Raw genomic sequence first — 12,679 nt, 5'->3', positions numbered from 1 at the left:
GGGGCTGGTCGCGATAAGTATGTGAATGTCGCAGATAGGTAAATGGGTGATTCGCGCGTTACGCAGAATCGCCACCATAAGGCCGACACACGGCTACGGAGAACAGCATGTCCAACAGCTTCCTGAATCCGGTAACTACCCAGACCTGGGCCAATGGTCGGCACATCGTCCGTTGCGTCAAAGTCATCCAGGAAACCTGGGACGTGCGCACCTTCTGCTTTATGGCCGACCAGCCGATCCTGTTCTTTTTCAAGCCCGGGCAGTTCGTCACCCTGGAGCTGGAAATCGACGGCCAGCCGATCATGCGCTCGTACACTATTTCCAGTTCGCCCTCGGTGCCTTACAGCTTTTCGGTGACCATCAAGCGTGTGCCGGGCGGCAAGGTATCCAACTGGCTGCACGACACGCTGCACGAAGGCCAGGAGCTGGCGGTGCACGGGCCGGTGGGTCTGTTCAACGCCATCGACTTCAGCAACCCGAAAGTTTTGTACTTGAGCGGTGGCGTGGGTATCACACCGGTCATGTCCATGGCCCGCTGGTATTACGACACCAACGCCAACGTCGACATGACATTTATCCACAGCGCCCGCTCGCCGAAAGACATCATCTATCACCGCGAACTGGAGCACATGGCGTCGCGGATCGATAACTTCAGCCTGCACCTGATCTGCGAGAAACACGGCTTGGGTGAACCCTGGGCTGGCTATCGCGGCTACCTGAACCACAAGATGCTCGAACTGATGGTGCCGGACTTCCTGGAGCGGGAAGTCTTCTGCTGCGGCCCGACGCCTTACATGAATGCGGTAAAGCGCCTGCTGGAAGCCGCCGGCTTCGACATGAGCCGCTACCACGAGGAGTCTTTCGGCGCGACGCCACCGGAAGCCCGTGCGGACGCAGTGGAACAAGCCGAACAAGCGGCGGATGCGCCGGAAATCGACCTCGCGGACCTGCACCAGGTGGAATTCATTGCCTCGGGCAAAAGCATCCGCGTGGCACCGGGCGAGACCGTACACGCGGCGGCGGCCAAACTTGGCTTGCTGATTCCGAAGGCCTGCGGAATGGGGATTTGCGGGACGTGCAAGGTGATGAAACTGGGTGGGGAGGTCGAGATGGAGCACAACGGCGGGATCACCGAGGAAGACGAAGCCGAGGGTTACATCCTGTCGTGCTGCAGCGTGCCGAAGGGTGATGTGCGGATCGAATTCTAATCGGGTTGCCTCTTTAGGCTCTCGGCAGAGCGGGGGCCCTAAGAGGCAGGTTAGGGCGGCAGTCTGTCAGTCGATGTAAACGTAGATGTTGAACGCGTCCCCTGCTGGCGTCACTTCGTAGACCTTTTTGGTAACGACCCTGGACACACCCTCGAATTCATAGGTGTCACCGATGTTCACGATTTTCCTGAACTCATCCCAATCAACGATGGTGTCAGCATGATGGGTTTTGCTTTGGAGCGGTTTGCCGTGGTCATGTTCGGTCATAGTGTTGTCCTCGATGTGGCCCGAAAGAAGGCGTGAATTCCTTTTCAGGTGTCGTCAGACAGTACGCCGCCGCAGTCAGGTGGGGCGCACTGTCAGAAATACCAGTGTCGACGAACGGCGGGAGTGCCGAGGAAGTTTCAGTTAGTACCTTCAAAAAAAACCTCGGAGAGCTGGTAGAGGTCGTCCCTATATACAAAATCTTTACGTACCAGCTTTAGGGATCGATAGAAGCCACTGTCTGGGCCATTATCCACTCGGTCATGGGTATGCATCTTGAGAAGAGACTCTACACCGGCGTCCGTCAGTGACGGGGTTTGTGCTACGCCATTAACCGTAAATTTGATTGTTGGTTGTGAGCTCATTTGTTTCTCCTTGCCAGGTGACAAATCAATAGGGCACTCGACCAATCTCTCTTCATTTTTTGGTGCTTGAGTGCAGGGCGACAGTAGTAGCCCGCGGCTGTCTTGCCTAGCTGTCAAGTTTTACAGGTTGACAAGCCAAAATAGGTGCGTCTGCGTCAGACGGACTGGAAGGGGACGGGGTTAAATCATCTCGGCACCGCGCAGAAGGTCATGAATCTTCTGCGCGTGTCTTAAGGCGTTATCGGTTATTGCGCGTAAATATGCACAACGAAGTGCTGGCCTGATGCTGTCAGTTCAAAGACTTTGTCAGTGATCCGCAATGTCCTCGTCGGTTCGCTGATGGTGTCACCGATTTTCGCGGATTTTCTGAATTCGTCCCAGTCGATGACGGTGGTGCTGATAGTGCCTTCGCCTTGCAGGTTGTTGCCGTAGCGTTGTGCTTCCATGGTATTGCCCTCTGCTGGATTTCCGTTTCCGGCCGATTATTCGGCTGGCGGTTGGTCCCGAAAGGCGGCCTTTTCCTTTCGGGTTCCAAGAGGCTAGTCAAAGAAATTCAGGTTGGTTGCTGTCAGAAATATCAAAAAACAGTCTCGGCACTCCGCCAGCATCCATTGTCGGGCTCAGTACAATCCTGGTCGACGGTCCTGATGCACATGGTTGTAGTCGCTGATGTATTTGTCCCGGGCCTGAACCAGTGGCAGGTCAACGATTAACCGCAGTTCTTTCTGATGGGCGGTGCCACCGGCCAATGGGTAACCTTCGGAGCTGACGATCACCGAGCCACCCACCCAGTTGACGCCGCGTTCTTCGCCGTAGCGGTCGCAGGCTGCGATAAACATGCGATTGACCGCCGCGTTGGCTTGTACCCGCACGACTTCTCCTGGCCGTTCACCGGCGGGGCGTGAGCCGTCGGGCCAGTTCACCGGGGCGCACAGCAGGTCGGCGCCAGCGAGTGCCGCCAGACGCACCCATTCGGGCAGTTCCAGGTCATAACAAATCATTACGGCAATCCGGCCCACGACGGTTTCCACCACGGGCGGCGGTGCGCTGCCGGGGGTGAATATCAGCTTTTCGCGATTCCACAGGTGCGCCTTGCGATACACCGTCAGGCCGCCGTCGGGCTCTACCAGCGCCGCACTGTTGGCCACTCGCCCGGCGGTCAGCCGCTCGCAAAAACCGGCAACGATGATGATGTTCAGCTCGGCGGCCAGGGTTTTCCACTCGCTGAGCGTCGGCCCGTCCAGGGTCTCCGATACCGCATGGGCGTCTTCCCGGTCATTGAACACGTAGCCGCTTTGTATCAGTTCCGGCAGGACGACCACCTGTGCGCCCAGTGCGGCTGCACCACGGATCGCGTCGGCGCATAGCGCGCGGTTGTAAGGTACATCGGCGATCCGTGGTGCCAGTTGATGACACATCACTCGTACAGGATTCATGGCTGGACTCCTTCCAGAACCGCCTCGCTGGCGGCAATAGCACGACGCTCTGCCTCGCGGTCGAGGTTGCGGCTCATCACACAATAGATCACTGCCGAAACCGCCAGCCCGATGACAAACGCCACATCCGCACCTCCCAGTGCTGCGGCCGCAGGGCCTTCATAGAAACTCAGCGACATGAACGGCACCATCGACATCAGCCCCAGGCAGTACGCAACCAGGCCGACGCTGCCCCATTGGCCGTAGATGCCGGCCGGGTTGAAGATGTCGCTGATGGCGTATTTGCCTTTGCGCACCAGGTAGAAGTCCGCGAGGTTCACGGCGGTCCACGGCACCAGGAAGTACAACATCAGCAGCACAAAGGTGTTGAAACTTGCCAGGTAACTCTCGGGAATACTCAGGGTGATCATGAAAATCACCGCCGCCACCAGGCCGATACCAATCACCCGGCTCTTGAGGCGCGGCTGAATCTTCACAAAGGGATGCGTGGGAGGTGCTCACGCCAGTAGAGCTGTAACCTCGGAGGGCGCGGCCGGTATGGCCGCGCCCAGGATGTTCAGCCCTGCATCACTTCCCGAATATCCGCGGCCAGTTCCCGCACGCGCTCTTCCTCGGTATCCCACGCACACATGAACCGGGCGCCGCCTTTGCCGATGAAGGTGTAGAAGCGCCAGCCCTTGGCCGTCAGCGCAGCAATCGCCGGTTCCGACAGTTGCAGGAACACGCCGTTGGCCTGCACCGGGAACATCAACTCCACCCCCGGAATATCCGCCACCAGGCTGCTGAGCAATTGCGCGCAGTGGTTGGCGTGGCGGGCGTGTTTGAGCCAGGCGTCGTTTTCCAGCAGGCCCACCCACGGGGCGGAGAGGAAGCGCATCTTTGAGGCAAGCTGCCCGGCCTGTTTGCAGCGGTAGTCGAAGTCTTCGGCCAGCTTGTGGTTGAAGAACAGGATCGCTTCACCCACGGCCATGCCGTTCTTGGTGCCGCCAAAACACAGCACGTCGACGCCGGCTTTCCAGGTCAGGTCGGCCGGCGAGCAGCCGAGGAATGCGCAAGCGTTGGAGAAACGCGCGCCGTCCATGTGCAGGTTCAGCCCCAGTTCCTTGCAGGTGACGCTGATGGCGCGGATTTCTTCCGGGGTGTAGACGCTGCCGACTTCGGTGGCCTGGGTCAGGGTGACGACGCGGGGTTTCGGGTAGTGGATGTCCTGGCGCTTGAGGGCGATCTCGCGGATCGACTCCGGGGTCAGCTTGCCGTTTTCGGTGCGGGCGGTGAGCAGCTTGGAACCGTTGGAGAAAAACTCCGGCGCGCCGCATTCGTCGGTTTCGACGTGGGCGGTTTCCGAGCAAATCACGCTATGGTAGCTCTGGCACAAGGAGGACAGCGCCAGGGAGTTGGCCGCGGTACCGTTGAAGGCGAAGAACACTTCGCAGTCGGTTTCGAACAGTTTGCGGAAACCGTCGGCGGCGCGGTGGGTCCATTCATCATCGCCATAGGCGCGTTGATGGCCCTGGTTGGCGAGTTCCATGGCGGCCCAGGCTTCCGGGCAGATGCCGGAATAGTTGTCGCTGGCGAATTGTTGGCTCTTGTCGGTCATGGCCCAGTCCTGTGGTCGATGTTGGTGCGCACTTTACCCAAGATTGTCGGGCGGGCGCACGCACTGTTAATGCAAAGTCATTGGGGAATTATGCACGGTTCTGAAAGCGTTCCTGTAAGCCGCGTCCGCGATGGCGCCCTGGACCTGCTCAAGTGGCTGGCGCTGCTGAGTATGGTGCTGGACCACCTGCGGTATGTCGGTTTGAGCCTGGACGGGCTGTATGTGCCGGGCCGCCTGGCGTTCCCGTGGTTTTGCCTGGCGATTGCGGCGAATTTGCATCGGGTCAAGGACGCGCCGGTGACCGGGCAGTGGCGCTATCTGGGCTGGTTGCTGCTGTTCAGTGTGATCAGTGAGGTGCCGTACCGGATGTTCATTGACGACGCCGATACGCTGAACGTCCTGCCAACCCTGGCGCTGGGCTTGCTGGTTGCCCGTGGATGGCAGCAGAAGGCGGCAATTGATCGAGGATTGGCGTTGATCGCGCTGGTTTTGGCGGGGTTGTTTTCGGCGCAGTTGATGTTCGGCTTTTTTGGCGTGCTGCTGCCGTTGGCGATGCTGCTGGTGTTTCGCCGGCCGTGGTATTTCAGCGTGCTGCCGGGTGTGGTGTGCCTGGCCGCCAATCAATGGCAGATCCTGCTCAATAGCGGCACGCCGGTGGCGATGCTGGGATTGGCGACATGCCTGATTGCGCCACTGGCCGGATTGGTCTTGTTGCGACAGGCCAGGCAGGTGTCGCCGCCGGCCATGCGGCGCTGGGCGTATGCGCTTTATCCAGCGCATTTCTTGCTGCTGCTACTCCTTCGAAAGATCATCGCCTAACCCCTTGTAGGAGCGAGCTTGCTCGCGAAAAACGTCAACGATTACGAGGGCTGTCTGGATGCGCGCGGCGCCCTCAGGTTTTTCGCGAGCAAGCTCGCTCCTACAAATGCCGAGGGCCATGTCGTAAACGCACCTTTGCGTGGCGTCCGTAGGCATTTGGTCTGTCTGTACCAGCCCTACCATCGCATCAAAGGGCGCTGCCGCGTGCACGGGCCTCAACAAGACGAAATGCTGGGAGAGACGCGATGTTCAGCAAGCAAGACCAGATCCAGGGTTATGACGATGCACTGCTGGCGGCCATGAATGCCGAGGAGCAGCGCCAGGAAGATCATATCGAGCTGATCGCGTCAGAGAACTACACCAGCAAGCGCGTCATGGAAGCCCAGGGCAGCGGCCTCACCAACAAATACGCCGAAGGTTATCCGGGCAAGCGCTACTACGGTGGCTGCGAGCACGTCGATAAAGTAGAAGTGCTGGCCATCGAACGCGCCAAGCAGCTGTTCGACGCCGACTACGCCAACGTGCAGCCACACTCCGGTTCGTCCGCCAACAGCGCGGTGTACCTGGCGCTGCTGAACGCTGGTGACACTATCCTTGGCATGAGCCTGGCCCACGGCGGCCACCTGACCCACGGCGCCAAAGTGTCGTCCTCGGGCAAGCTGTACAACGCGGTGCAATACGGCATCGACACCGCCACCGGCCTGATCGACTACGACGAAGTCGAGCGCCTGGCCGTGGAGCACAAGCCGAAGATGGTCGTGGCCGGTTTCTCCGCTTACTCCAAGACCCTGGATTTCCCGCGCTTCCGCCAGATTGCCGACAAGGTCGGTGCGCTGCTGTTCGTCGACATGGCCCACGTCGCTGGCCTGGTGGCCGCTGGTCTGTACCCGAACCCGCTGCCCTACGCCGATGTGGTCACCACCACGACCCACAAGACCCTGCGTGGTCCCCGTGGCGGGTTGATCCTGGCCCGTGCCAACGAAGAAATTGAAAAGAAACTCAACTCTGCAGTGTTCCCGGGTGCCCAGGGCGGCCCGCTGATGCACGTGATCGCCGGCAAGGCGGTGTGCTTCAAGGAAGCCCAGGAGCCGGGTTTCAAGGCCTATCAGCAGCAAGTGATCGACAACGCCCAGGCCATGGCCGGCGTGTTTATCAAACGCGGCTACGATGTAGTGTCCGGCGGCACCGATAACCACTTGTTCCTGGTCAGCCTGATCCGTCAGGGCCTCACCGGCAAAGAGGCGGACGCAGCCCTTGGTCGCGCCCATATCACCGTCAACAAGAACGCCGTGCCTAACGACCCGCAGTCGCCCTTCGTGACTTCGGGCCTGCGCATCGGTACGCCGGCGGTGACCACGCGTGGCTTCAAAGCGACCCAATGCCTGGAGCTGGCCGGCTGGATCTGCGACATCCTCGACAACCTCGGCGACGCCGATGTAGAGGCCAACGTCGCCAGGCATGTGGCCGCCCTGTGCGCTGATTTCCCGGTTTATCGCTGAGCGCGGTTTTGGAGTAATGACTATGCAACGCTACTCGGGCTTCGGCCTCTTCAAGCACTCACTCAGCCACCACGAAAACTGGCAGAAAATGTGGCGCACGCCCACCCCTAAAAAGGTCTACGACGTGGTCATCGTCGGCGGCGGCGGGCATGGTCTGGCAACCGCTTACTACCTGGCCAAAGAACACGGCATCACCAACGTGGCCGTGGTCGAGAAAGGCTGGCTGGGCGGCGGTAACACCGCGCGCAACACCACCATCGTGCGTTCCAACTACCTGTGGGACGAATCGGCGCACCTGTACGAACACGCGATGAAGCTCTGGGAAGGTTTGTCTCAGGACCTGAACTACAACGTGATGTTCTCCCAGCGTGGCGTCTACAACCTGTGCCACACCCTGCAAGACATCCGTGACTCCGAGCGTCGCGTCAGCGCCAACCGCCTCAACGGCGTGGACGGTGAACTGCTCAACGCCAAACAAGTGGCCGACGAGATTCCGTACCTCGACTGCTCCAAGAACACCCGCTACCCAGTACTCGGCGCCACCGTGCAACGTCGCGGCGGCGTGGCCCGTCACGATGCCGTGGCCTGGGGCTTTGCCCGCGCCGCTGACGCACTGGGCGTGGACCTGATCCAGCAGACCGAAGTCATCGGTTTCCGCAAGGAAAACGGCGTGTGCATCGGCGTGGAAACCAACAAAGGCTTCATCGGCGCCAAGCGCGTCGGCGTGGTGACGGCCGGTAACTCCGGTCACATGGCTTCGCTGGCGGGCTTCCGCCTGCCAATCGAATCACACCCGCTGCAAGCGTTGGTGTCGGAGCCGATCAAACCCATCATCGACAGCGTGATCATGTCCAACGCCGTGCACGGCTACATCAGCCAGTCCGACAAAGGCGACCTGGTGATCGGCGCCGGTATCGACGGCTACAACGGCTATGGCCAGCGCGGCTCGTACCCGGTAATCGAACACACCATCCAGGCCATCGTCGAGATGTTCCCGGTGCTGTCCCGCGTGCGCATGAACCGCCAGTGGGGCGGCATCGTCGACACCACGCCGGACGCGTGCCCGATCATCTCCAAGACCCCGGTACCGAACATGTTCTTCAACTGCGGTTGGGGCACCGGTGGCTTCAAGGCCACCCCCGGCTCAGGCAACGTGTTTGCCGCCAGCCTTGCCAAGGGTGAAATGCACCCATTGGCTGCTCCATTCTCCATCGACCGTTTCCACAACGGTGCGCTGATCGACGAACACGGCGCTGCGGCCGTCGCCCACTAACAGGAGAAATTCCCTATGTTGCATATCTTCTGTCCTCACTGTGGCGAACTGCGCTCCGAAGAGGAATTCCACGCGTCCGGCCAAGCGCACATCCCGCGCCCGCTGGACCCGAACACCTGCACCGATGAGCAGTGGGGCGACTACATGTTCTTCCGCGACAACCCGCGCGGCCTGCACCACGAACTGTGGATTCACGCCGCCGGTTGCCGCCAGTATTTCAACGCGACCCGCGACACCGTGACCTACGAAATTCTTGAAACCTACAAGATTGGCAGCAAGCCGCAATTCACCGCCAAGGCTTCTGGAGAGAAGGTATGAGCCAGATCAATCGCCTGTCCAACGGTGGTCGCATCGACCGTAACAAAGCCCTGAGCTTTACCTTCAACGGCCAGAGCTACAAAGGCTTTGAAGGCGACACCCTGGCCGCCGCACTGCTGGCCAACGGCGTCGACATCATCGGTCGCAGCTTCAAGTATTCCCGCCCGCGCGGCATCTTCGCCGCCGGTGCCGAAGAGCCGAACGCGGTGTTGCAGATCGGCGCTACCGAAGCCACGCAAATCCCTAACGTGCGTGCCACGCAACAGGCGCTGTACCAGGGTTTGGTCGCCACCAGCACCAACGGCTGGCCGAGCGTGAACAACGACATGATGGGCATTCTCGGCAAGGTCGGCGGCAAGCTGATGCCGCCGGGCTTCTACTACAAAACCTTCATGTACCCGCAATCGTTCTGGATGACTTACGAGAAGTACATCCGTAAGGCCGCTGGTCTTGGCCGCTCACCGACCGAGAACGATCCGGACACCTACGACTACATGAACCGTCATTGCGACGTGCTGATTGTGGGCGCTGGCCCTGCCGGCCTGTCCGCTGCATTGGCCGCAGCCCGCAGTGGCGCACGGGTGATCATCGCGGACGAGCAGGAAGAGTTTGGCGGTTCCTTGCTGGACTCCCGTGAAAGCCTCGATGGCAAGCCGGCGGCCGATTGGGTTGCCAGTGTTATCGCTGAACTGAAATCCCTGCCGGACGTGGTGCTGCTGCCTCGCGCCACAGTTAACGGTTACCACGACCATAACTTCCTGACCATTCACGAGCGCCTTACCGACCACCTCGGTGACCGTGCGCCGATTGGCCAGGTGCGTCAGCGTATTCACCGGGTTCGCGCCAAGCGTGTGGTGCTGGCGACCGGCGCTTGTGAACGTCCGCTGGTGTACGGCAACAACGACGTGCCGGGAAACATGCTGGCCGGTGCCGTCTCCACTTACGTGCGCCGCTACGGCGTGGCGCCGGGTAAAAAACTGGTGCTGTCGACTAACAACGATCACGCCTACCGCGTTGCACTGGACTGGTTTGATGCTGGCCTCTCCGTGGTGGCTGTGGCGGATGCGCGCCACAACCCGCGCGGTGCACTGGTTGAAGAGGCGCGTGCCAAAGGCATCCGCATCCTCACCGGCAGCGCCGTGATCGAAGCCCGTGGCAGCAAGCACGTGACCGGCGCCCGCGTGGCCGCCATCGATGTCAAAGCCCACAAGGTCACCAGCCCTGGCGAATGGCTGGACTGCGACCTGGTCGCCAGTTCCGGCGGCTACAGCCCGGTGGTTCACCTGGCCTCACACTTGGGCGGCAAGCCGACCTGGCGTGAAGACATCCTCGGTTTTGTACCGGGCGAAGCACCGCAGAAACGCGTGTGCGTCGGTGGTATCAATGGCGTCTATGGCCTCGGCGACTCCCTGGCCGACGGTTTTGAAGGTGGCGTGCGCGCAGCCAGCGACGCCGGTTTCGCGCCGGTGGAAGGCACGCTGCCCAAAGCCTTGAGCCGTCTGGAAGAGCCGACCCTGGCGCTGTTCCAGGTGCCTCACGAGAAAGCTACCGCACGGGCGCCGAAGCAATTTGTCGACCTGCAAAACGACGTCACCGCCGCCGCCATCGAACTCGCCACCCGCGAAGGTTTCGAGTCGGTAGAGCACGTCAAACGCTACACCGCACTGGGCTTCGGCACCGACCAGGGCAAGCTCGGCAACGTCAACGGCCTGGCCATCGCGGCCCGTTCGCTGAACGTGACCATCCCGCAGATGGGCACCACCATGTTCCGTCCCAACTACACGCCGGTGACGTTCGGCGCAGTAGCGGGCCGACACTGTGGGCACATCTTCGAGCCGGTACGCTACACCGCGCTGCAGGCTTGGCACGTGAAAAACGGCGCCGAGTTTGAAGACGTCGGCCAGTGGAAACGCCCATGGTACTTCCCGCGCAACGGTGAAGACCTGCACGCCGCCGTGAAACGCGAATGCCTGGCCGTGCGCGACAGCGTCGGCCTGCTGGACGCGTCCACCCTCGGCAAGATCGACATTCAGGGCCCGGATGCCCGCGAGTTTCTCAACCGCATCTACAGCAACGCCTGGACCAAGCTCGACGTGGGCAAGGCCCGCTACGGCCTGATGTGCAAGGAAGACGGCATGGTCTTCGACGACGGCGTCACCGCCTGCCTCGCCGACAACCACTTCCTGATGACCACCACCACCGGCGGCGCAGCACGCGTACTGCAGTGGCTGGAAATCTACCAGCAGACCGAATGGCCAGACCTCAAGGTGTACTTCACCTCGGTCACCGATCACTGGGCAACCATGACCTTGTCCGGCCCCAACAGCCGGAAGCTGTTGAGCGAAGTCACCGACATCGACCTGGACAAGGACGGTTTCCCGTTCATGACCTGGAAAGAAGGCCTGGTAGGCGGCGTGCCGGCGCGGGTGTTCCGGATTTCGTTTACCGGTGAGCTGTCGTACGAAGTCAACGTGCAGGCCGACTACGCCATGGGCGTGCTCGAGAAAATCGTCGAGGCTGGTAAAAAGTACAACCTGACTCCATACGGCACCGAGACCATGCACGTGCTGCGGGCCGAGAAGGGTTTCATCATCGTTGGCCAGGATACCGACGGCTCGATGACCCCGGACGACCTGAACATGGGCTGGTGTGTAGGCCGCACCAAACCGTTCTCGTGGCTCGGCTGGCGCGGGATGAATCGCGAAGATTGTGTGCGTGAAGACCGCAAGCAGCTTGTCGGACTCAAGCCGATTGACCCGAACGTGTGGCTGCCGGAAGGCGCGCAACTGGTGTTCGACACCAAGCAGACGATCCCGATGAAGATGGTCGGCCACGTCACCTCCAGTTATGCCCACAACTCCCTCGGTTATTCGTTTGCCATGGGCGTGGTGAAGGGCGGCTTGAAGCGCATCGGCGAGCGGGTGTTTGCCCCGTTGGCGGATGGCAGCGTGATCGAGGCGGAGATTGTTTCTTCGGTGTTCTTTGACCCTAAAGGCGACCGCCAGAACATCTGACAGACCGAGTCGCCTGCATCGCAGGCAAGCCAGCTCCCACATTTGAAGGTATTCGCAATTTAAAAATGTGGGAGCCGGGCTTGCCCGCGTTGGCGCCAGTAGATTCACCACAGAATTCAGAAAGGTGCTTTATGACAGCAGCCAATGTTTACCAACAACGCCCCACCTCCGGAGCCAAGGCCGAGTCGTCGCTGCACCATGCCGACCTCGCCAGCCTGGTGGGCAAGGGCCGCAAGAACGCCGGCGTGACCGTGCGTGAAAAGAAACTCCTCGGCCACCTGACCATTCGTGGCGATGGTCACGACGCAGCCTTCGCCGCCGGCGTGCACAAAGCCCTGGGCATCGAGTTGCCCGGCGCGTTGCAAGTCATCGTCAAGGGTGAAACCAGCCTGCAATGGCTGGGCCCGGATGAGTGGCTGCTGGTGGTGCCGAGTGGTGAAGAATTCGCCGCCGAAAAAAGCCTGCGTGAGGCGCTGGGGGATTTGCATATCCAGATCGTCAACGTCAGCGGCGGCCAGCAGATTCTGGAACTCAGCGGTCCGAACGTACGCGATGTGCTGATGAAGTCCACCAGCTACGACGTACACCCCAACAGCTTCCCGGTGGGCAAGGCCGTGGGTACGGTGTTCGCCAAGTCGCAGTTGGTGATTCGTCATACCGCTGAAGACACCTGGGAGCTGGTGATTCGTCGCAGCTTCTCGGATTACTGGTGGCTGTGGTTGCAGGATGCGGCGGCTGAGTATGGTTTAAGCGGCGAAGCTTGATGGAATGAACGCTGTTGTGGCGAGGGGGCTTGTCCCCCGTTGGAGCGCGCAGCGGTCCCAATAAGGTCAGCGCATTTTTTCTGAAAACAACCGAGCGGCAGGTTTTGGGGCTGCTTCGCAGC

The 12,679-nt window shown here is 60.7% G+C and carries 12 protein-coding genes and 1 pseudogene; 7 read left to right on the top strand and 6 right to left on the bottom strand.

Annotation, left to right across the window (positions count from 1 at the left end; translation table 11 throughout):
* Positions 1 to 107: 107 nt before the first annotated feature.
* Positions 108 to 1,208, top strand: coding sequence for a glycine betaine monooxygenase reductase subunit (gene gbcB / locus ACA046_RS30265; RefSeq protein WP_076017824.1), 1,101 nt, complete (start codon positions 108 to 110; stop codon positions 1,206 to 1,208).
* Positions 1,209 to 1,274: 66 nt separating this feature from the next.
* Here gbcB and ACA046_RS30260 read toward each other — a convergent pair whose 3' ends face one another.
* From ACA046_RS30260 to ACA046_RS30235, 6 genes and pseudogenes are all read right to left on the bottom strand, one after another.
* Positions 1,275 to 1,475: a hypothetical protein gene (locus ACA046_RS30260; RefSeq protein ID WP_459024321.1), complete on the bottom strand. Its 201-nt coding sequence runs from the start codon at positions 1,473 to 1,475 to the stop codon at positions 1,275 to 1,277.
* Between the two features lie 137 nt (positions 1,476 to 1,612).
* A complete protein-coding gene (locus ACA046_RS30255; protein WP_497675516.1) occupies positions 1,613 to 1,837 on the bottom strand; it encodes a hypothetical protein in 225 nt (74 codons plus the stop codon).
* 245 nt (positions 1,838 to 2,082) lie between these two features.
* Positions 2,083 to 2,283, bottom strand: a complete 201-nt coding sequence (locus ACA046_RS30250) for a hypothetical protein (RefSeq protein WP_459024317.1) — start codon at positions 2,281 to 2,283, stop codon at positions 2,083 to 2,085.
* A gap of 174 nt (positions 2,284 to 2,457) precedes the next feature.
* Positions 2,458 to 3,273 (bottom strand): nitrilase-related carbon-nitrogen hydrolase, encoded by an 816-nt coding sequence (locus ACA046_RS30245; RefSeq protein ID WP_497675515.1) that lies wholly within the window; start codon positions 3,271 to 3,273, stop codon positions 2,458 to 2,460.
* Positions 3,270 to 3,752, bottom strand: a pseudogene (locus ACA046_RS30240) (cytosine permease); the annotation flags it as partial. The pseudogene ACA046_RS30240 and the gene ACA046_RS30245, both read right to left, overlap by 4 nt.
* 77 nt (positions 3,753 to 3,829) lie before the next feature.
* Positions 3,830 to 4,870, bottom strand: coding sequence for a threonine aldolase family protein (locus ACA046_RS30235; protein ID WP_017476423.1), 1,041 nt, complete (start codon positions 4,868 to 4,870; stop codon positions 3,830 to 3,832).
* A 90-nt stretch (positions 4,871 to 4,960) separates the two neighbouring features.
* On the opposite strand from ACA046_RS30235, the gene ACA046_RS30230 reads away from it, so the two are divergent.
* From ACA046_RS30230 to ACA046_RS30205, 6 genes are all read left to right on the top strand, one after another.
* Entirely contained in the window at positions 4,961 to 5,689 is a 729-nt protein-coding gene (locus ACA046_RS30230) for a TraX family protein (RefSeq protein ID WP_459024313.1), read from the top strand.
* 245 nt (positions 5,690 to 5,934) lie between these two features.
* Positions 5,935 to 7,188, top strand: a complete 1,254-nt coding sequence (gene glyA / locus ACA046_RS30225) for a serine hydroxymethyltransferase (RefSeq protein ID WP_497675514.1) — start codon at positions 5,935 to 5,937, stop codon at positions 7,186 to 7,188.
* Positions 7,189 to 7,210: 22 nt separating this feature from the next.
* Complete coding sequence (locus tag ACA046_RS30220) at positions 7,211 to 8,461, top strand: sarcosine oxidase subunit beta (RefSeq protein ID WP_010207084.1); 1,251 nt, start codon at positions 7,211 to 7,213, stop codon at positions 8,459 to 8,461.
* A gap of 15 nt (positions 8,462 to 8,476) precedes the next feature.
* On the top strand, positions 8,477 to 8,779 hold the full coding sequence (locus ACA046_RS30215; RefSeq protein WP_076017832.1) for a sarcosine oxidase subunit delta: 303 nt from the start codon (positions 8,477 to 8,479) through the stop codon (positions 8,777 to 8,779).
* Positions 8,776 to 11,793, top strand: a complete 3,018-nt coding sequence (locus tag ACA046_RS30210; protein WP_459024309.1) for a sarcosine oxidase subunit alpha — start codon at positions 8,776 to 8,778, stop codon at positions 11,791 to 11,793. Before ACA046_RS30215 ends, ACA046_RS30210 begins: the two co-directional genes overlap by 4 nt.
* Positions 11,794 to 11,924: 131 nt before the next feature.
* Entirely contained in the window at positions 11,925 to 12,557 is a 633-nt protein-coding gene (locus ACA046_RS30205) for a sarcosine oxidase subunit gamma (RefSeq protein ID WP_497675513.1), read from the top strand.
* The last annotated feature ends 122 nt before the right edge of the window (positions 12,558 to 12,679 follow it).

The organism is Pseudomonas sp. LBUM1641 (genome assembly GCF_059716235.1).
Note: the sequence above shows the minus strand (reverse complement) of the source record. Positions and strands in the feature narration are given on the sequence as shown.